Origin of the sequence: Bacillus sp. FJAT-27225 (assembly GCF_001685025.1) — a bacterium.
GTDB lineage: Bacteria > Bacillota > Bacilli > Bacillales > Cytobacillaceae > Bacillus_D.
On the sequence record NZ_MAYU01000021.1, the window covers coordinates 70,160 to 89,906 of the forward strand.

19 protein-coding genes are annotated in these 19,747 nt (G+C 46.1%); all 19 read right to left on the reverse strand.

Annotated features, from left to right (window positions below; all coding sequences use genetic code 11):
• Nucleotides 1–118: 118 nt before the first annotated feature.
• The 19 genes from dprA to A8F94_RS12585 all read right to left on the reverse strand — a co-directional run bounded on the left by dprA (nt 119) and on the right by A8F94_RS12585 (nt 19,743).
• Nucleotides 119–997 (reverse strand): DNA-processing protein DprA, encoded by an 879-nt coding sequence (dprA, locus tag A8F94_RS12495; protein ID WP_066200719.1) that lies wholly within the window; start codon nt 995–997, stop codon nt 119–121.
• Between the two features lie 72 nt (nt 998–1,069).
• On the reverse strand, nt 1,070–1,972 hold the full coding sequence (gene sucD, locus A8F94_RS12500; protein ID WP_066200722.1) for a succinate--CoA ligase subunit alpha: 903 nt from the start codon (nt 1,970–1,972) through the stop codon (nt 1,070–1,072).
• Between the two features lie 15 nt (nt 1,973–1,987).
• Nucleotides 1,988–3,148: an ADP-forming succinate--CoA ligase subunit beta gene (sucC, locus tag A8F94_RS12505; protein WP_066200725.1), complete on the reverse strand. Its 1,161-nt coding sequence runs from the start codon at nt 3,146–3,148 to the stop codon at nt 1,988–1,990.
• A 290-nt stretch (nt 3,149–3,438) separates the two neighbouring features.
• Entirely contained in the window at nt 3,439–4,200 is a 762-nt protein-coding gene (locus A8F94_RS12510; protein WP_066200728.1) for a ribonuclease HII, read from the reverse strand.
• A gap of 256 nt (nt 4,201–4,456) precedes the next feature.
• Complete coding sequence (gene ylqF / locus A8F94_RS12515; protein WP_066200731.1) at nt 4,457–5,335, reverse strand: ribosome biogenesis GTPase YlqF; 879 nt, start codon at nt 5,333–5,335, stop codon at nt 4,457–4,459.
• Between the two features lie 52 nt (nt 5,336–5,387).
• Nucleotides 5,388–5,951, reverse strand: coding sequence for a signal peptidase I (gene lepB, locus A8F94_RS12520; RefSeq protein WP_066200734.1), 564 nt, complete (start codon nt 5,949–5,951; stop codon nt 5,388–5,390).
• 319 nt (nt 5,952–6,270) lie between these two features.
• A complete protein-coding gene (gene rplS, locus A8F94_RS12525) occupies nt 6,271–6,615 on the reverse strand; it encodes a 50S ribosomal protein L19 (RefSeq protein ID WP_066200737.1) in 345 nt (114 codons plus the stop codon).
• A gap of 133 nt (nt 6,616–6,748) precedes the next feature.
• Nucleotides 6,749–7,483, reverse strand: coding sequence for a tRNA (guanosine(37)-N1)-methyltransferase TrmD (gene trmD, locus A8F94_RS12530; protein WP_175384440.1), 735 nt, complete (start codon nt 7,481–7,483; stop codon nt 6,749–6,751).
• A complete protein-coding gene (gene rimM / locus A8F94_RS12535; protein ID WP_066200743.1) occupies nt 7,483–8,001 on the reverse strand; it encodes a ribosome maturation factor RimM in 519 nt (172 codons plus the stop codon). Before rimM ends, trmD begins: the two co-directional genes overlap by 1 nt.
• Nucleotides 8,002–8,012: 11 nt before the next feature.
• Entirely contained in the window at nt 8,013–8,399 is a 387-nt protein-coding gene (locus A8F94_RS12540; protein ID WP_066200746.1) for a YlqD family protein, read from the reverse strand.
• Between the two features lie 818 nt (nt 8,400–9,217).
• Nucleotides 9,218–9,448 carry a KH domain-containing protein gene (locus A8F94_RS12545; RefSeq protein ID WP_066200749.1) on the reverse strand — a complete coding sequence of 77 codons (231 nt, stop codon included), beginning with the start codon at nt 9,446–9,448 and terminating at the stop codon, nt 9,218–9,220.
• A gap of 14 nt (nt 9,449–9,462) precedes the next feature.
• Nucleotides 9,463–9,735 (reverse strand): 30S ribosomal protein S16, encoded by a 273-nt coding sequence (gene rpsP / locus A8F94_RS12550; RefSeq protein ID WP_066200752.1) that lies wholly within the window; start codon nt 9,733–9,735, stop codon nt 9,463–9,465.
• Between the two features lie 103 nt (nt 9,736–9,838).
• Nucleotides 9,839–11,191 carry a signal recognition particle protein gene (gene ffh / locus A8F94_RS12555; RefSeq protein WP_066200754.1) on the reverse strand — a complete coding sequence of 451 codons (1,353 nt, stop codon included), beginning with the start codon at nt 11,189–11,191 and terminating at the stop codon, nt 9,839–9,841.
• 11 nt (nt 11,192–11,202) lie between these two features.
• Nucleotides 11,203–11,535: a putative DNA-binding protein gene (locus A8F94_RS12560; protein ID WP_066200757.1), complete on the reverse strand. Its 333-nt coding sequence runs from the start codon at nt 11,533–11,535 to the stop codon at nt 11,203–11,205.
• A 151-nt stretch (nt 11,536–11,686) separates the two neighbouring features.
• A complete protein-coding gene (locus tag A8F94_RS12565) occupies nt 11,687–14,494 on the reverse strand; it encodes a VWA domain-containing protein (RefSeq protein ID WP_066200760.1) in 2,808 nt (935 codons plus the stop codon).
• Nucleotides 14,484–16,256, reverse strand: a complete 1,773-nt coding sequence (locus A8F94_RS12570) for a vWA domain-containing protein (protein ID WP_066200763.1) — start codon at nt 16,254–16,256, stop codon at nt 14,484–14,486. The genes A8F94_RS12565 and A8F94_RS12570 overlap by 11 nt, the downstream gene beginning before the upstream one ends.
• Before the next feature lie 11 nt (nt 16,257–16,267).
• Entirely contained in the window at nt 16,268–17,137 is an 870-nt protein-coding gene (locus tag A8F94_RS12575; protein WP_066200765.1) for a DUF58 domain-containing protein, read from the reverse strand.
• A complete protein-coding gene (locus tag A8F94_RS12580) occupies nt 17,134–18,144 on the reverse strand; it encodes an AAA family ATPase (protein ID WP_066200768.1) in 1,011 nt (336 codons plus the stop codon). Before A8F94_RS12580 ends, A8F94_RS12575 begins: the two co-directional genes overlap by 4 nt.
• 6 nt (nt 18,145–18,150) lie before the next feature.
• Entirely contained in the window at nt 18,151–19,743 is a 1,593-nt protein-coding gene (locus tag A8F94_RS12585; RefSeq protein ID WP_066200771.1) for a coiled-coil domain-containing protein, read from the reverse strand.
• Nucleotides 19,744–19,747: the final 4 nt, after the last annotated feature.

The window sequence follows — 19,747 nt, forward strand, 5'->3', positions numbered from 1 at the left end:
TCTAACACCTGTTGCAAAATGTATACTAGTTTCCGGAGAATTTCAACCTTTTTAATTAAATTGGCCTTAAAAATTTCCAAATTCCCGTTCTACTACCAATATTTACATCTATTTTTCTTCATATTAACCGAAGTTCTTCTATTATATCCTCAGCTGTTGTAACTAGCTTTGCCCCTTGCTGAATCAATTCATTGGCACCACCTGATAAAGGATTAAATATGCTGCCAGGCAGGGAAAATACCTCTCTTCCTTCATTTACCGCATAATTTGCGGTAATAAGTGAGCCGCTTTTTCTTTTTGCTTCTATTATAATAGTTCCCCTTGAGAGTCCGCTAATAATCCTGTTGCGCATCGGAAACTGCCATCGGGATGGTTTCGTATCAGGTGGATACTCGGATAGGACAAGTTGGCTTTTGAACATTTGATTCGCTAGCTTTCTGTTTTCTTCAGGATATATATGATATAACCCGCCGGCTATTACTGCAATTGTTCTGCCTGCATTCCGTATCGCGCATTCATGGGCACAAGCATCGATTCCCTTTGCAAGGCCGCTAACAATGACTATTCCTCTTTCTAGTAAACCCGGAAACAAAAGCCTGATAGCGTTTTTACCATATTGCGTAGCTTCACGGGATCCAACTACTGCAAGTTTGGGCTCATTCGCCAAAATGGATACATCACCTTTTGCAAAAAGTGCCCATGGTGGCTGATAAATTTGTTTTAATATCTCTGGGTACTCAGGATCTAGGATGGTTATAATGGAAATTTTATTAACTTTATACTCGTGAAGGCGTTCAGAAAGGATGTCTTTTTGGAGAGAATGGGAAATTGGGTTTTTATCTGCTTGTCCTTTTGAAAATAGAGGGAAGTCCGCCAACCGGGGAATCGTCTCAATCAAATCTGAAGGCAGTTCATTTTTTATTAAACGCCCTATTTGTAACCAGCTGGTTTCCGGGTAATGAAGCAATCCAATTAACTTCTTCCTTACCTCATTCATTAAAATCCTCCTTTACTATATGTTTGGAAAAAGCCCTTCATTTCTGAAGGGCTAGTATTCCAGGATAATAGATTAATGTGTCTTGCATTTTTCGTAAAGCCCTTTTTCTTTCAGGACTTCGATGAGTGTTTCGCCCATGACGGCAGGAGTGTCTGCAACCTTGATTCCGCATTCGTTCATAACCCGGATTTTTTCATCGGCTGTTCCTTTGCCGCCAGAAATAATTGCCCCGGCGTGCCCCATCCTTTTACCAGGAGGTGCAGTACGCCCGCCGATAAAGCCAACAACAGGCTTCGTCATATTCGCCTTCACCCACTCTGCAGCTTCTTCTTCTGCAGTACCGCCAATTTCACCAATCATGATGACAGCGTATGTTTCAGGATCTTCGTTAAATGCTTTTAAACAATCAATAAAGTTTGTACCGTTGACAGGGTCTCCGCCAATGCCGACTGCTGTTGTCTGTCCGATTCCAGCCTGGGTCAGCTGATGTACAGCTTCATAGGTAAGAGTTCCAGAACGGGACACAACGCCAACGTGGCCTTTTTTATGGATGTAACCAGGCATAATGCCAATCTTGCACTCATCAGCTGTGATGACACCCGGGCAGTTAGGACCAACAAGGCGTGTCTTCTTGCCTTCCATATAGCGTTTTACCTTAACCATATCCAATACTGGGATATGCTCAGTAATACAAATTGCGAGGTCAAGGTCTGCATCGACCGCTTCAATTATGGCATCGGCAGCAAATGGGGCAGGCACATAAATGACAGATGCATTCGCACCGGTTGCCTCAACTGCTTCACGGACTGTATTGAAAACAGGAACTCCTTCGACTTCCTGACCGCCTTTGCCAGGGGAAGTCCCGCCGACAATTTTTGTACCGTATTCAAGCATTTGTTTTGTATGGAAAAGCGCAGTCGAGCCAGTAATTCCCTGGACGATCACTTTTGTATCTTTATTAATAAATACACTCACAACAGCTACCCCCTTCTATTTCACCAATGAGACGATTTTCTGGGCCCCATCCGCCATTGATTCGGCAGCAACGATATTAAGGCCAGAATCCCTCAGGATTTGTTTGCCAATTTCTACATTTGTACCCTCCAGCCGGACAACAAGTGGAACTTCAAGCCCGATTTGCTTGGCTGCCTCGACAACGCCTGTAGCGATGACATCACACTTCATGATGCCTCCGAAAATATTGACAAAAATCCCTTTCACTTTAGGGTCGGACAGGATAATCTTGAATGCTTCGGTAACTTTTTCAGCAGTCGCACCGCCGCCAACATCAAGGAAGTTGGCAGGCTCGCCGCCATAATGCTTGACGATGTCCATTGTAGCCATTGCAAGGCCAGCTCCATTAACCATGCAGCCGATATTTCCATCAAGCGCGATATAGCTTAGGTCATATTTGGATGCTTCAATTTCCTTTGGATCCTCTTCTTCGAGGTCCCGCATTTCCAGGACATCCTTCTGGCGGTAAAGGGCATTTGAATCAAAGTTAAGCTTTGCATCAAGTGCCATTACTTTCCCGTCTCCCGTAACAACGAGCGGATTGATTTCGGCAATTGAACAATCCTTTTCGATATAAGCCTGGTAAAGGCTTGTCATGAACTTAACAGCCTGGTTTACTGATTCCTTAGGGATATTGATATTGAAAGCAATACGGCGCGCCTGGAACGGCTGCAGACCAATCACCGGGTCAATTTCCTCTTTGAAAATCTTTTCTGGTGTTTTTTCGGCGACTTCCTCAATTTCAGTTCCGCCTTCCTCGGAAGCCATCAGGACAACCCGGGAAGTGGCGCGGTCAAGGACAAGGCCGACATAATATTCTTTTTTGATGTCGCAGCCTTCTTCAATGAAAAGACGCTTTACTTCTTTTCCTTCAGGTCCTGTCTGGTGCGTGACGAGTGTTTTTCCCAGAATTTCAGATGCATATGTACGAACTTCTTCCAGATTTTTGGCCACTTTGACACCGCCGGCTTTTCCCCTTCCACCAGCGTGGATTTGTGCTTTAACAACACAAACCTGTGAACCAAGCTCACGCGCTGCTTCAACAGCTTCTTCAACCGTGAACGCCACTTTTCCATTAGGGACAGCTACCCCATATTCCCTGAGGATCTCTTTCCCTTGATACTCGTGGATATTCATTTCCCATCCTCCTAACAACCTATCGAAAATTGCACTGCGCTTTCATTTTATATTAAGAATTCAAGTATTGTCCACACTTAAGCCTAAAGATTGTTATTGCTCTAAAAGTTCCGAAAACTTTATTTTGCTATGCAAAAATAGCCCAGCCTTTTATAATGGCCGGGCGAAAAACACAAACTAGAACTTAGTTGATTTTGGAAAATAATTATTTCTCGCCTAAAGATGAGAAGATGAATAGTCTAAAATAGTCCTAATACTCTCCCTCCCACTCAGCGAATGAAGACGAAGGATTACTTCTTTATTGGCGCAAATGTCTTTCTATGGACTGGTGTAACTCCATACATTTCAATTGCTGCCATATGCTCTTTTGTCGCATATCCGGCATTTCGGTCAAACCCATAAACCGGATACTTCTTCGCCAATTCTTCCATGAATCTGTCGCGGGCGTTTTTGGCGAGGATGGACGCAGCTGCAATGGTTACACTTTTCGAATCGCCTTTAATCACTGCTTCAGAGGGATATGGCATCTCTAGCTTGACTGCATCAATAAGCAAATAATCAGGCTGAGGGCTTAGCGCCGCTGCAGCATGTTTCATTGCCTTAATCGAAGCCTGGAGGATGTTGATTTCATCAATTTCCTGGGCACTTATAAAACAGATATTGTAGGATATTGCTTCCCGTTTAATTATTTCTTCGTACTCTTCACGTTTTTTTCGGGTTAACTTTTTCGAATCATCCAGGCCAGGAAGGAAAAAATCTTCAGGAAGGATAACTGCCGCTGCAGTTACAGGGCCTGCAAGAGGACCGCGCCCTACCTCATCCGTACCCGCAACAAGCCTAAATCCCTCTTTGCGTGCTTTCCGTTCATAGGCTGTCATTTCGAAAAACTTGTCCTTTAGACTAAGCTCCTCTGCTTTAGCCTTTTTCCATTTTCGAATCAGTTCCTGCACCCCTTTTCGAGTATCCCTGGCTGCTTCCAGGAATAAAGGATCCTGTTCATCTTTTGCCTCGGCAAGAATTGCCCCAATTTCTCGGATTGTTCGTTTCTCCATTTGTCTAACCTCTTCTGTATGTAGTCAAAAACCCGGTTTATAGCGAATTATTCCTTTTGGGTTCCAAGTCTTTATCAATGATATTTCGATATCTTTTCAGCCCAATCTGCTTTATGAATGATAATTCGGCTTACTCCAAATCCTGCTTTGTCATTCTTCCATTTTATGGACGACATTTGGCAGTCGCTGCGGCACGGTTTATTCATTGTAAAAACCCTGGGCATTAGAAAGGCTGACCACTTTTAGGTCAGCCTTTCTACGCCTGTTCAGAATCCGATTTTTCAAAAAGCTCCTCAGGCCTTTCAAAGGTTAATGGCCCGAATTTTTCCATGCGTATATCTCTGACAACCATCTCGGCAACTTTATCATAATCGACAATTCCGCCCCCGCCGAGTGCGCCCCTGAGCTTTCCGATATGGTCAAAAAGCTCCACGGCACCTTCTGGTACAGTTTCAAACTGATATCGCTCTTCAAGACGGCCTGGATAACGCTTCTCAAGAAACCTAATGCCGTAGAGCGCCAGATCTTGAAGGTTAAGAATGGTGTCTTTAATTGCTCCGGTTAGCGCAAGCTTCTTGCCTACTTCCTGGTCTTCAAACTTCGGCCAGAGTATTCCTGGTGTGTCAAGAAGCTCAAGCTCTTTGCCGACCTTGATCCATTGCTGTGCTTTGGTCACACCAGGTGTGTTTCCGGTTTTTGCAATATTCTTCTTGGCAAGCCTATTAATAAGCGTTGACTTTCCCGCATTTGGAATGCCCACTATCATCGCTCTTATCGCCCGTGGTTTGACACCTTTTGCCTTTAGGCGATCGAACTTCTCCTTTAAAATTTCATTGGATGCAGCGACAATTTCCTTCATTCCTTGTCCAGCCTGGGCATTGATTGCAAGAGCCTTGATTCCCCTGTCAGCAAAATAGCGTATCCACTCCCTGGTCGCTTCCTTATCGGCCATATCTGCCTTGTTCAGCAGGACTAGGCGGGGTTTATGCTGGATGATTTCATCAATCATAGGGTTCCGTGATGAATAGGGGATCCTGGCATCAATAAGCTCAAAAATAATATCAACTAGCTTTAATTTTTCCGTTACTTCTCTGCGTGCTTTTGCCATGTGGCCAGGAAACCATTGAATGGTCAAAGCGGCCACCTCCTAAGTCATATTCAGTCTGTGTGTCCTTTTTTATCAGCCGTTATTCCTCGTCAGGTTTAACGATACGCATATCTTCTACTGGCCAATAGACGACGCTGGTCTTGCCTAGCACCTTTTCCATTGGGATTGTACCAATATGGCGGCTATCCTTTGAATACCTGCGGTTATCGCCCATAACAAACAGCTCCCCTTCAGGAACCGTCTTTCGGCCAATCTTTTCCTCAAGAGTAAATGGATCGGTGAGAGGGCCATCAACGACCATTTTCTTATATTCTTCCAAGTACGGTTCTTCATATGCTTTTCCATTCACATAAAGAGTATCATCCTTATACTCAATAGTGTCCCCTGGAAGCCCAATCACTCTTTTAATATAATCCTTGTTTTCGGGAGCATGGAAGACGATAATGTCGAAGCGCTCTGGTTCTCCTATTTGGTAGCTGAATTTATTGACAATCATTCGGTCTGCGTGTTTCAATGTCGGCATCATCGATTGCCCGTCAACAACAATCGGAGCAAACAAGAAGTAGCGGATGACTGCAGCCAATGCCACTGCCACAAGGAGCGCCTTTGTCCATTCCCAAACCTCATTTTTCTTTTTGGCCATAGTTTCCCACCCATTTCTAAATAGGAAATACATATCCGCAATGTGAATGTATTTCCTGTAACATGTAATATTAGTTCCTCATACATCTATTTTACATAACTAAGCATGCCTAAACACAAGTAAATTTTGAAATATGTGGTTACAGCCCAATCTATGAAAAGTTTTGCCAATTCTTAATATGGAAAAGGGGACTTGTATTCCAAGCCCCCAAATACAAAAAGCGCCATTCCCGGCACCAGCCGTAAGTGGCAATGGAACCTGGCAATGGCGCTTCCTTGTGTTCTTGTCCAGCTCAAGCGCAGAGCACTTTTGCTTTTTATTAGCGAATTTCTTTGATACGGGCTTTTTTGCCACGTAGCTTGCGCAGGTAGTAAAGCTTCGCACGGCGGACTTTACCGCGGCGGAGTACTTCCAATTTCGCAATTTTTGGTGTGTGGACAGGGAAAGTACGCTCAACGCCTACTCCATAAGAAATTTTACGAACTGTAAAAGTTTCGCTGATTCCACCACCACGACGCTTGATCACAACACCTTCAAACAACTGAATACGCTCACGAGTACCCTCGACAACCTTTACGTGTACACGTACAGTGTCACCAGGACGGAACGCAGGAAGATCAGTGCGAAGCTGTTCTTTTGTGATATCATTAATTAATTGTTGCATCGTATTCAACTCCTCCCACAGATGCTCTTGCAATCCATTATCCTGTGCAGCGGAACATCGTTTTAAGACCGCGCCGGTTTTCGGCTCAAGTCACAAGTAGTATCTTATCATAAACAGCGCCTGTACGCAATGACTATCGGGTTTCTTTTTTTATTTCTTCCAGCCATTTTTGGTGTTTCGGCTCGAGTTCAATTTGTTCAAAAAGGTCTGGCCTCCGCTCCCATGTCCTTCTAAGCGATTCCTTGATTCGCCACTCCTCGATATGCTTGTGATTGCCTGACATAAGGACTTCCGGAACCTTTAAACCTCGGAAATCTGCTGGCCTTGTATAATGCGGGTGTTCGAGCAAGCCGGTACTGAATGAATCCTGTAAATGCGATTCTTCTCTTCCCAGCACCTCCGGGAGAAGGCGGACGACACTATCAATGACAACCATTGCGCCAAGCTCCCCGCCTGTTAATATAAAATCGCCAATCGAGATTTCATCGGTGACAATTTCCCTGATTCGTTCATCATAACCTTCATAATGCCCGCAAATGAAAATCAAATGCTCCTCTTTTGAGAGCTGTTCTGCTTTCTTTTGTGAATGGCGCTCTCCCTGTGGGCAAAGAAGAATCACCTTTGGCTTTTTTGGCGAATCCTGACCTAGCGCTTCGACTGCGTCAAAAATCGGCTGTGGTTTCAGGACCATACCCGCCCCACCGCCATATGGATAATCATCTACGGTCTTATGCTTGTTATCCGAGTATTCCCGGAAGTTTACGATGTTGTAATTGACCGCTCCTTTTTCCGCAGCCCGTTTGAGGATCGAACTTCCAAACACACCCTCAAACATTTCGGGAAATAGAGTCAGCACATCTATTTTCATCATGATAGCAAACCTTCAAGCGGATCGATAACGACCGTTTTTTCCTTCGTGTCTACCTTCAGAACTACATGCTCAATATAAGGAATGTAATATTCCTTGCCTTTGCTGCCTTTTACAACCCATACATCATTGGCTCCAGGTGTAAGGATTTCAGTAATGCTGCCGACCTCTTCCCCCTCCACAGTGAAAACGGTACAGCCGATGATTTCGTGGAAATAATATTCGTTCTCCTCAAGTTCGTCCAGCTGGGATTCCCTAACTTTAAGAATCCCGTCCCTAAGCTTCTCTACCTGGTTAATATCCTCATATCCTTCGAATGTCAGGAGGTCAAAATTTTTATGCTGCCGATGGGCTTTCACTACAAGTTCGAGCGGCTCTTTTTCTTTTGGAAGGAACAAATGAAGTGTGCTGCCTTTTTTATATCGTTTTTCAGGGAAGTCCGTCCTCGAAATGACTCTTACCTCGCCTTTTATGCCATGGGTATTAACGATTTTGCCCACGTTGAACCATTTTTCCATTCGTATCACCTCTATCGTATTTCATCTATAATTCCGTCGCGTATAATTATTTCATGCTTATGCAGCCCGTCTCCCCACGTATCACCTGGCTGAATTTCAACAACAGCCTGAACTTCCGTTTCCTTTAATTCACTTCCTAATGGTAGCATATCCAGCTGCTCAAGTTGAAACACGAGCTCATTGATTTTGTCTTCGCGCTGCCTGATTTCTTTTTCAAATTGGTTTTTGACAACAGAGGGCGGATACTTCCCGGTTTTCTCCAACTTTTTCTTTTCGAATTGCAGGTGGGCACATTCTTTTTCAAGCTGGAGCTTCTTTTGAAGGGACTGTTCCCGAAGTTTTCTACGGCTTGTTTCTGTCAGGATTTGTTTAACCGTAACCGTTTGGAGAATTTTCATAAGAACCTCCTTGTATGTATGCTAAATGGGTCGTTACTTTTGAGGATGATTACTATAGTAAAGGAACTTAATTAATGACTGTCGATTTTTTCGTGGCACACAGAGAACTTCATTGAAAAATCATTGCAGGGACATAAAGGAAAGCTCCTCGGATTCGCGGGGCGCCTTTGGCCTGTCACGAAACACTTCGCTTGTGGGGCGGGCGGTGAGCCTGTCCGACTGCAAAAAATTTATCGCTTGGTTTTACAACTTTATCCCGCATTAAGGTTCAGTAAGCCTCTTTCAGAGGCAACTGTCCCTAAATGCCCGATTGGTTCAACTAACCATCAGCAGAAGTATACTGCTGATGGAAGTTTCACTTTATCGCCCTGAACGAACTTTTTTTATCCCATAATCAAAATTATATCACCCTTAACGAACCATATATCGCCCTTATTCACAATTTAGATACAAATGACTGCACTTTAACACTACCATGGACTTGCAATCAACATTCCTGCAATTGAACAGCAAAAAAGGAGGGATTGCTCCCTCCTTCCTGCTCCAGAAATACCCTAAAGGGATACTTCTTATGTCTAGCTGCTGCGGCCAGGGGCTCGAGGTCGCTTCACGCCTTCAGGTGAAGTCAAAGAGCGACTTCATCTTCAGGCCCTCCAGCGCTTGTCGCCCCTATGCAGGCCGCCTCCGCTTTTCGTTTTGTCTAGCTGCGGCGGCCAGGGGCTCGAGGTCGCTTCACGCCTTCAGGTGAAGTCAAAGAGCGACTTCATCTTCAGGCCCTCCAGCGCTTGTCGCCCCTATTCAGGCCGCCTCCGCTTTTCTTATTCGCCAATCTCTAAAAACAGTTTCTTGTGTTCCGATGCACCGGCTGCATAGACAACGGTGCGGATCGCTTTCGCAACGCGCCCTTGCTTTCCAATTACTTTTCCCATGTCGCTCTTGTTGACGGAAAGATGATAGGTTACGCGCTGATCCTCTTCGACCACATTCACACGAACATCGTCTGGGTAATCAACAAGGGGCTTTACAATCGTTTCAATCAACTGTTTCATAAAGGTCCGCCTTATTACTTGCCAAGCTTGGCATTGTGGAATTTCTCCATGATGCCTTGCTCAGAGAATAGGTTACGGACAGTATCGGATGGCTTCGCGCCATCTTTCAGCCACTTAAGAGCCAATTCTTCATTGATGTCAACAATTGCAGGCGCTACAACTGGGTTGTATGTGCCTACTGTTTCAATGAAACGTCCATCACGTGGTGAACGAGAATCTGCTACAACGATACGATAGAAAGGAGATTTTTTAGCTCCCATACGCTTTAAACGAATTTTTACTGCCATTTTAACTTGCACCTCCGAATAGTTTCACACAAGAAATTATATTACCAATTCTTAAATGGTTTGTAAAGTCTTTTTTCTTAACACCTAAAATAAGGAAAAATCATTAGAAAGGCTTGAACGGAAGCTTGAAGCCGCCTTTTTTCTTGCCCTTCTGCTGCATGCCTGTCATCTGCTTCATCATTTTCTTCATATCCTCGAACTGCTTCAGAAGCCTGTTCACTTCCGGAACGGTCCTTCCACTGCCCTTGGCTATCCGCCGTTTGCGGCTGGAATTGATGATTTCAGGATGTTCCTTTTCCTTGGTTGTCATCGACTGGATAATCGCCTCGACATGGCCGATTTGTTTTTCATCTATCGAGAGGTTATCCAAGCCTTTGATTTTGTTCGCACCCGGAAGCATCTTCAGAATATCCTCAAGAGGCCCCATTTTCCTGACTTGTCCAAGCTGGTCGAGGAAATCATCAAGGGTGAATGTAGCCGTGCGCATTTTCTGCTCCAGCTCTTTCGCTTTTTCCTCATCGACATTCGCCTGAGCCTTTTCAATCAGCGTCATGACGTCGCCCATTCCGAGAATCCTGGAAGCCATCCTTTCAGGGTGGAACGCTTCAAGTGCATCCATCTTCTCGCCCAGACCAATAAATTTAATCGGCGTATTGGTTACCGACCTGATCGAAAGCGCCGCACCGCCTCTTGTATCGCCATCGAGCTTTGTCAAAACAACTCCAGTCAGACCGAGCTGCTCATTGAAGCTTTGGGCCACATTGACGGCATCCTGCCCTGTCATTGCATCAACAACAAGGAAAATTTCATTCGGCTTGGCGAGCTCCTTTATGTCCTTCAGTTCATCCATCAGCGCTTCATCAACATGGAGGCGCCCAGCTGTATCGATCAGGACATAGTCATTGTGGTCTTCTTTCGCCTTTGCAAGCGCCTGTTTCGCAATCTCGACAGGACTGACCTGGTCACCCAGGGAAAAGACCGGCATATCAAGCTGTTTGCCTAGCGTCTGAAGCTGTTTGATGGCTGCTGGACGGTAAATATCTGCAGCTACAAGCAAAGGTTTCCGGTTGTACTTTTTGCGGAGCAGGAGAGCAAGCTTTCCGGTGGTTGTCGTTTTACCAGCACCTTGCAGGCCGACCATCATGATGACGGTTGGAGGCCTGTTTGACACAGCGATTTTACTTTGTTCGCCGCCCATCAGGTCGGTTAATTCCTCTTTAACGACCTTGATGACCTGCTGGCCAGGAGTCAGGCTCTTCATGACTTCCTGGCCGACAGCCCGTTCGCTTACTTTTTTTACAAACTCCTTGACTACCTTAAAGTTAACGTCCGCTTCAAGCAAGGCCAGACGGACTTCCCTCATCATTTCCTTTACATCCGCTTCATTGACCTTGCCTTTGCCGCGGATTCTTTGCATTGTATTCTGCAGTCGGTCGGCCAATCCTTCAAATGCCATAGTGCCGCCTCCTAATCAAGTTTCTCGATTTCTGCGATTTTCCCAAGCAATTCCTGTTTCGGAACCTGGCCGGAATTGAGCAGATCTTTCATTTGCCCCAGCAGGGCGGTTCTTTCCTGGAATTTCTGCAATAGCAGTAGCTTTTCTTCATATTCTTCGAGCATTGCTTCCGTGCGTTTAATATTATCATAAACTGCCTGGCGGCTGACATCATACTCTTCCGCAATTTCCCCGAGCGAATAATCATCCAGGTAATAGAGAGACATATAGCTTTGCTGTTTTTCAGTTAACAACGATTGGTAAAAATCATACAGATAATTGATTCTCGTTGTTTTCTCAAGCATGCCAATCCCTCCTTGTTAAGTGAAAAACCTTTACATCGTTAGTTTACAAGCAGGGCTCCATGGTGTCAAGATGGGCCGGCTTTTTAACTATAAGAAAATGCCTGCCACCCATGATTTTCGAACAAGTTCCCCGGGTTGGGCAGGCATTTGCCTATTTGCTTCTTTTCTTGGCTTCAAGCAGCCGGTTCATTCGTTCCTGTTTCTGTTCCGGCGATAGTTCTTGTTTGGTATTCGCTGGCTTGGCTTGTGATTTTGGTTTCACTTGCGTTTGCTGCTCACCATGTGGTTGAACTTCCTTTAAAGGCTTTTCAGGCTTGCCAGGTGCAGGAACAATTGCCTTGGCTGGCCTTTTGCGCGAAGCTTTTTCCTTCGCGCCTGTAAGCCTGCCAATAACCGCCCCACCTGCAACATCTGAATCCTCTAACTTTACTCGTTTCGGTATCAGTTTTGAGAATACCCGGACACCGAACCTTCTGATGAAAATTTCCAGCACAAGCAGCAAGAACGCGGCCAGAAGCAAGTATTCACTGATTGGCTGCCTTTCTTTCGGAGAGTTAGCCAGAGCTCTGAATGCATCCTTCGGTACGGTCAGTTCCTTTCCGCCGCTAATTAAAGCCAGTTCCTTTAATAAACCCCTATTTGTTCCTTCAAGCAGAAATTCATCCGAGTAAGGAACAGAAAATCCAGTTCGGTATAGCTGAGCCTCTCCATTTTTCCCAGTCTGTTGAAGTGACAGGTAATACATTCCTGGTTTCGACGGGAAAACAAGCTCGTATTCCCCAGGCCGAACAAGCTTCATGTTAGCATCGACTTTTTGCCCATTTTCCGCTAAAAGTGATGCCTCGACAGGAAGAGGTTCCTTGCTTGCGCTTTTCAATGCCGCGATCGTATCACCGCCCTCTTTCCCGACTGAAACTGAGAACGGCTCACTATTATATTGCGGCAGCGAAGCAGATACTAGCTGGTTCAGGAACCCAGGCCAGCCATCCCAGCGCGCCCAATCACCGGACCACTTCCCGCTTACATCGGATGTAAAGGCCAGCGCCTTGCCAAGACCATATTGCCATTCTGCAAGGACCGGGTCTTCCTTTTCACTCAAGATTGGGACTGTTGCCCTTGTTTTTGGTGTAGTGGCAATATATGCATTCATTTGCGGAACCCCAGCCGAAAAACGGACTGCCCACTCAGGGTACGATTCAATCAATGGATAAAAGGGATTGTCCTCGATATACGTCCTGGTAGTCATAACCGTTTCACGGGAGAGGACGCTAGGAATTACAGAGGCGTCTGAGACATCATAAAAACGGCCGCTTCCCATTTCTGCCAAATCCTCAAGCAGCAGCCTGTCTGCATCGGCACCCAGCGCTACTGTCGACAAGGTAATGTTTTTGTCCTTTCCTTCTCCAATAAGGGCTGCATAATCGCCGCCTGCCGCCGACTGTCCGTCAGTCAGCAAAATAATATGCTTTCGTTGAAGTTTTAGATCCCGAAGTTCCTCATATGCTTTTGCGAGGGCAGGATAAATATTTGTACCTCCACCGACAGGAATGGACCTGATTTTATTAACTGCCTTCTTTTTATCCTTTAAAGGGGCAGTTTCAACAATCGTCCATGGTTGGTCATCGAAGGCGATGAAGCCGAGCGTATCTTCTTCGCGCAGCAATTCAACGGACCGGGCTGCTGCCTCTTTTGCAAGCGACAGCTTATTCCCGCTCATACTGCCAGACCGGTCTATCACAATCACCAGACCCAGTGACGGCATTTCCTTTTTTCCCTTAATATCCATATCAACAGGCAGCACTTTTTCTATCGGTGTTTTAAAATAGCCGCCAAGGCCAAAGCTTCCTTCACCGCCTGTCATTACAAAGCCGGTTCCGAATTCCCTGACTGCTTTTTCAATCAAATCCATCTGGTTTTGAGTCACCCGGTGGCCGGGGACATTTTCAAAAATGATTGATTGATAATGCAGGTAACCGCCAAGTGCCGTCGGCAATTTTTCAGGGACTGTTTTTTCAACTAAAAGGTCAGAGCTTTCGAGAATGGCAGGAAGGGGTCCACCGGGTTTTCCCTCAACAACGAGTACCCTCGGTGTTCCTCTTACAGTGGAGACCGCATGAAGGGAATTGTTTTCAATATAAGCATCCTGCTTATTAACAAGCTCGGCCTTATAGACGGCAAGACCCGGTTCTTCAGCCTTATGCGTAAACGTATATGCGTTTTCCCCTTCTTTGATCTGGACATTCTGCTGAAGGATTGCCTTGTTATTCACAGATAGCCGAATTGCGGCCGTTGTCGCTATATTGCTTGTCAATGTTACAGTAACCGTCGTTTCTTCCCCTTCGAAAAGCGAAGGGGGAACATCAAGTCCCGAAACCGCTGTATCTAGTTTGGCATCTTGCTCGAGGACAACATAATCGAGTTCAATGCCCTTGTTTTTTAGGAGGCGGGCAGCTTCTCCTGCTTTTCCTACCGTATCATTGCCGTCAGTCAGCAGGACAATTCTTCCCCCTTCCGTGCTAGGCAGCAGTGAGGAAGCGAACTGGAGTCCTGAGCTTATATGGGTTTCACCTTTATCAAGCTCTGCATGAAACGCTTCCGGGACTGTTGTCCCCCCGGACATTGTCGCTTCAGACTGTGCACCATTCGCAAATGAAGCAATTGCAAATTGCTTGCCTTCACCCTTTGAGGAAACTGCTTTATCAATCCAGTCAAGTACTTTCCCTTCCTTTGAAGCAACACTGCTTGAGCGGTCGGCAAGAAAGACAATCGACTCAGTTTTCGCAGGGAGAATAACTTCAGGTACTGCGAGGGCAAAAATGAGCAAAAACAGGACAATGCTCCTGAGAACTCCAACAACCTTTCGATCAAGTGATACTGCCTGCCTGAAAAACAGGAACATCAAGAAAAACGCCGGTAATGAAAATAAGAGCATAAACGGATAATTCATTTCAAAGCCCACGCCTGAACACCTCCCATTCAACAAGCAGAATCAAGAGGGCTAATGACCCCAGCCATAGCCATGCTGTACCATTTTCTTGTGTCTCTGCTTTTCTCAGCTTGGAATCGCCGGACTCGTTCAATGAAAATGAATTCTCGTAAACTGGCTTTTTTTCACGGTCATCAAGCAGGACCGAAAAATACTGGACCCTCTCCCCGGCAACTGCCTGGTAAATTCCTGGTTCATAAGGGGCTTTAAAGTTTTCGTTTTGCAAATTGAAACTTCCTAGGTTCCGGCCTTTCTCGTCAAATAATTCCAGCGGTCCTTCTGCTGTATCGATACTCAGCCATCTTTCCTCACCAGGCTGGAAGTTTCCAAGAAATCCATTTTGGCTCGAGAGCCACTGATAGCTGTTATAAAGGAATATTGGAAATCCCGGCTGAAGCGGCCAGTCGCTTTGTTCAATTGCAAAATTCACGATAATCGCAGGCTGTCCTTTCATCCGCCCTGATTGAATCAACGGATGGCCACCGCTTTCAGCAATCGTATCAAATTGGCCTTGCAGGACTTGGGAAGCCTTTTGGATATACGTTTTTTCAAAAGCAGCATATTCCAGGAGCGGTGAATCCGAAACCTTTGGCTGCTCCTTCATTTCAATCCGGTCTTCCTTGTTATTATTGATTAGCAAAATGGGCCCTTCAGGAAGGGTTGCCGGCATCTCGCCTTCTACTAGGAATATCGCACCATCCTCAACAGTTCCAAGGCTTTTTTCATCAAGCTGTACGCTTGTAATTCCAATTGAATTCAGGCCCTTCAGCAGAAACGGGTTCACATCCCCAATCGCATAAACTGGTGGATTTACTGGGGAAAGGACTGTCGCTGCACTGTTATCTGCAAGATACTTGTCTGATGCCGCTATTTCGGCGCGATAATAGTGGCTGTCAGGAAGGTTTGGGATATCGATGATTTCCTGGCTATTTGCTTTCAGTTCAACTCTTTTTTCAAATACAGTCTCTTCATTGCCAACTATCCGAAAATCCGCACTGATGTCCTTGTTTCCCTGGTTTTCAGCCACTGCAACCGCCGTGACCGTTTCACCGGAACGTGCCGCACCAAAGGATAGGAGAGCGAGATTGTCGAGTTCCTCGCCAACGTTATGTACAATAATATGCTGATTCCCTGCAATTGGCTGTATCAATTCTTTTGTTACACCATCCGAAAAAATATGGACTGCCCCGCTTGACCCGGATGACAGTGATGCCGCAAGCCGGACAGAATCGCTTATATTTTCGTGCTCATATGTCAGCTGAAGCGAATCGATTGCAGCCTTAATTGCTGCGTTTTTTCCTTCCCTGTTTATAATAATCTCAGGCTCCTCTCCGGCGAGGATAATGGTTACCTGCTGGCGGTCAAGCCTTTGGGCAATATCAAGCATTTCGTTTTTTGCCCTTGTGAATCGTGACTCTCCACCAGATTCTGCCGACATGGATGAGGATGGGTCCACAACGAAAACAAGATGCTCACCTGCCAACCCGGAACCTCCCAAAACTGGTTTGACAAGGGCAATCATTAACAGGGCAAGTGCCGCAAGCTGCAGCCAGAATAATAGATTGTGCTGCAGCTTTTTCAGCCACGGCGAAGCCTGCCATTCATTCATTGCCTCAATCCATAAAAGATTCGAAGGATTGATAACAGAATGATATTGTTTACGGAAAAAATAGAGCAGGATGACGCCCGCTATCAGGATTCCCAGAAGAAAATAGAATGGATTGGCAAAGTGCATTATTTTTCACCTCATTCCAGCACTTTTTTTGCTGTGCATTTATGGAACAGGAAGTCCTGAAGATCATGTATGTCTGAAACAGGGACATATGTAAAACCATATTTCCGGCATAGGCCTTCAAGAGTATCGTTATGGTTTGTAAGCCGGTTCTGATACAGCCTGATAACATTTTCCTGCATAGTCACATTCACGAAAGTGCCTGTTTCACTATCAACCAACTTTACATCTCCGGAAAGCTTCGGTTCTAATTCGTCATGTGAAAGGACTTGAATGAATTTTACTTCAACCTTGGCTGCGGCAAACTTCCGGAACATCGCTTCAAATTCGACAGGTGATTCAAGCCCGTCTGAAATTAGGATGGCTGCCTGCAAAGTTTTTAGACTCTCTTTGGTAATTAGTTCAGTAAAGCCGCCGGTACGTGCGGACCCATTCATTGCGAGGACACTTGAATACATGTTTCTTGCATAAACGGTCCCCTTCCTGGCAATTTTCCCGAAAGATTCGGCAGCCACCGGGAAGAAAGTCAGCCTGTCTTCACCGTTCAAAATAATAAAACTCATAGCTGCAGCAATTTCGCGGGCACGCTGCCACTTCGTTTCGATAGCCTGCATGGAAGGAGTTGCATCCAGGAAAACAGCTGCATGGATTTCCTGTTCATCAAGGAATCTTTTAATATAGTGCTTGCCTGTCCGCCCGTAAATATTCCAATCAATCATCCGGATATCATCACCAGGCTGATAGGAACGGAAATCCGAGAATTCTAGAGAAGTTCCGGCCTTTCCAGCCCTTCTTGCCCCTTTATGGACACTTCGCCTTCTCGTTTTGACAAAAAGGCGTTTTTGCTGGAGCCGCCCCAGTACTGCTTTGCCCGATCCGCTCATTTGGCCGGAATACCTTTCACTGCAGAATCGACGATATCCGCTATAATGGTATCCGCTTCCAAACCGCTCGCTTCCCCTTCAAAATTCATAAACAGCCGGTGGCGCAATGCAGGGGCAGCGACCTGCTTCAGATCACCTGTGGAAACATGATATCGCCCGCCCATTAGTGCCCGAGCTTTTGCGAGCTGGATGATACTCTGCAATCCGCGGGGGCCGCTTCCATATTGAATGTACTTTTCTACGGATTCAGGTGCCCCCTCCTTGCCTGGATGGGTCATGGAAACAATTGAAACCGCTAAATCCAGCATCTCATCTGAGATAAGGATTTCCCTTGCAAGCCGCTGCACGAGGACAACATCTCCCGTTCCAAGTAATTTCTGAAGAGAAGGTGTTTCAGTACCGGTCGTCCGCCGGGCAATTTCCTTTAATTCCTCTCTTGAGGGATAAGTGACATTTATTTTGCAGATAAAACGGTCCATTTGTGCTTCAGGAAGAGGATACGTACCTTCCATATCGATCGGGTTTTGGGTTGCCAGAACAAAAAACGGCATTTCCATTTGCTTCGTCTCGCCCATCACCGTTACCGTTTTCTCACCCATTGCTTCGAGAAGGGCACTTTGTGTTTTGGGTGTTGCCCTGTTTATTTCATCAGCAAGAACGATATTCGAAAATAAAGGCCCTTTATAAAAAGTAAATTCCTGTCTCCCCCCTTCACCCGGCTGCAGCAGCATTGTCCCCGTAATATCGGAAGGCATTAGATCCGGTGTGAACTGAACCCGGGAAAAGGATAAATCCATGCATTCCGCTATCGTCCGAATCAGCATGGTCTTGCCAAGACCAGGCAAGCCTTCGAGAAGCGAATGCCCGCCAGAAAGAATGCTCCAAAGAACCTGGTCAATAACTTCGTCCTGCCCTACGATGAACTTTTTAATTTCCTCTCTGGCTCCCTTTAGTTTTTCGCCGGCATTGATGAATTGCGTTTCTTTATCTTTTAGTGCTGATTCCATGGGCTTTCACTCCTTGTTCGGATCTAAATCAGAAAAATAATTTTTAACAATTGTCTCGAGCCCACCAGGCAAATTCATGCGATCCATACTCGTTCGGTAAGAATCTGCATAACTTCCATATACCTCCTCGTATGGCCGGATTGTTCCACGGAGAATCGGGCCATCACTTTCATACTGGCTGGCCGGTGACCCGGACCCTAAGTTGCCAGAATCGGTCTCAACATTTGTTTTTCCGCCAATATGCTCCGGTACGGTCAAGAAATCCCTTGAACCTTGGCCTAGGCCAGCCCCTGATCCGGTCCCATTTCCTCCGTTGCCGCCATTTCCACTGCCAGTGCCTGTGCCGGTTCCAGTGCCAGTCCCGTTCCCGTTCCCGTTTCCAGTTCCCGAACCATTCCCATGGCCACTGCCATTACCGTTCCCCTGGCTATTTCCCTGTCCAGGAGAAGTGCCATTGCCTGGCTGCTGCGCGCCATTCTGCCCGCTGCTTCCATTTTTTTGTCCGGAAGGCGTTTGCCCCTGGCTGGTACCGGTTGTCGGGTTCATTGCAATTTGCCCTGGCGGAATGCCGTTATCTTTCATCAACTTCTGCACGGTTTGGCCTTGCTGGCTTAGAGCTGCCCGTGCCGAAGCAAGCTGGTTCAGCGCATTTTCGGAGTTCAGGGCGTCCTTTAGTTTCTCAGCCAGTTGAGCCAGTTCCTGTTCGGTCATTTGCCCTTCCTTGCCTGTAAGCTGTGTTAACGCCTGTTTCTGTTCTTTATTCAATTGGCCGGCAGCTTGATTTAACTTACTTAGTTCCTGGACAGCCTTTTCAATATCCTTTTCCTTGAGCGCAGAGGCTAGTTTTGTTAAACCGGCCTTCTCAAGCTGTTCCTGGTTCCGGGCAATTTGATTTCCCTTTTCTTCCTCCTTCATTTCCTTCAAGGCAAGTTCTTTTTTCTTGCTTTCAAGAGCTTTCAGCGCATCTTCGGGGGTTTTGGCTTTCACTAGCTCCTTCTTCAGCTCCTCAAGCACTTTTTTTGCCTGGGGGTCTTTTTCCTTGGCAATTTGTTTATCCAGCTCTTTCTCAGCTTTTTCCAGTATCTTCTTTTCCGTTTCCTGCATGGCTGCCTGCTCCATTTTCTTGCTGGGGAGCTCGTTGGCGGCATAAGCGAGACTTCCAAATAGGATACCTGCTATGATCCACTTGCTTACCTGATATTTCTTTTTCCTTCCTAAGACCTGGTCACTTACTCTTCTCATCCAGCGCACGGCTTCCGCCAGCTGCAGCCTGTGCAGCATTCCATCTTCCTTATAGAACGAAAACGCTGACAGGACTCTGTCTTCTGCTACATAGGAGTTATATACTTTCACGGCATCCTTCCAGCCTGGCCAGCCTCGCCAAACCCAAATAGCCGAAACAAGGAAACCAAGCCCAGTGATCCAAATGGCAAACTGGTGGTAAAAAGGCAGAACAACAATCCGAGCCAAAAAGTAAATCAGCATGGTTACTCCTGCTCCGGCAATAAATCCATATTGCAGCCCAAGCAAAGCCCGCCGTATGCGAAGCTGGCGCCTTACCGGAGTTAATAGTTTCAGGAATTGCTGTTTATCCTCCATGTTT

Excerpts from the sequence above, each read along its gene's own strand:
- dprA (WP_066200719.1), bottom strand. The coding sequence starts at position 997 with ATGAATGAGGTAAGGAAGAAGTTAATTGGATTGCTTCATTACCCGGAA.
- sucC (WP_066200725.1), bottom strand. The coding sequence starts at position 3,148 with ATGAATATCCACGAGTATCAAGGGAAAGAGATCCTCAGGGAATATGGG.
- A8F94_RS12510 (WP_066200728.1), bottom strand. The coding sequence starts at position 4,200 with ATGGAGAAACGAACAATCCGAGAAATTGGGGCAATTCTTGCCGAGGCA.
- lepB (WP_066200734.1), bottom strand. The coding sequence starts at position 5,951 with ATGGCCAAAAAGAAAAATGAGGTTTGGGAATGGACAAAGGCGCTCCTT.
- rplS (WP_066200737.1), bottom strand. The coding sequence starts at position 6,615 with ATGCAACAATTAATTAATGATATCACAAAAGAACAGCTTCGCACTGAT.
- trmD (WP_175384440.1), bottom strand. The coding sequence starts at position 7,483 with ATGAAAATAGATGTGCTGACTCTATTTCCCGAAATGTTTGAGGGTGTG.
- rimM (WP_066200743.1), bottom strand. The coding sequence starts at position 8,001 with ATGGAAAAATGGTTCAACGTGGGCAAAATCGTTAATACCCATGGCATA.
- A8F94_RS12540 (WP_066200746.1), bottom strand. The coding sequence starts at position 8,399 with ATGAAAATTCTCCAAACGGTTACGGTTAAACAAATCCTGACAGAAACA.
- A8F94_RS12545 (WP_066200749.1), bottom strand. The coding sequence starts at position 9,448 with ATGAAACAGTTGATTGAAACGATTGTAAAGCCCCTTGTTGATTACCCA.
- rpsP (WP_066200752.1), bottom strand. The coding sequence starts at position 9,735 with ATGGCAGTAAAAATTCGTTTAAAGCGTATGGGAGCTAAAAAATCTCCT.
- ffh (WP_066200754.1), bottom strand. The coding sequence starts at position 11,191 with ATGGCATTTGAAGGATTGGCCGACCGACTGCAGAATACAATGCAAAGA.
- A8F94_RS12560 (WP_066200757.1), bottom strand. The coding sequence starts at position 11,535 with ATGCTTGAGAAAACAACGAGAATCAATTATCTGTATGATTTTTACCAA.
- A8F94_RS12570 (WP_066200763.1), bottom strand. The coding sequence starts at position 16,256 with ATGCACTTTGCCAATCCATTCTATTTTCTTCTGGGAATCCTGATAGCG.
- A8F94_RS12575 (WP_066200765.1), bottom strand. The coding sequence starts at position 17,137 with ATGAGCGGATCGGGCAAAGCAGTACTGGGGCGGCTCCAGCAAAAACGC.
- A8F94_RS12580 (WP_066200768.1), bottom strand. The coding sequence starts at position 18,144 with ATGGAATCAGCACTAAAAGATAAAGAAACGCAATTCATCAATGCCGGC.
- A8F94_RS12585 (WP_066200771.1), bottom strand. The coding sequence starts at position 19,743 with ATGGAGGATAAACAGCAATTCCTGAAACTATTAACTCCGGTAAGGCGC.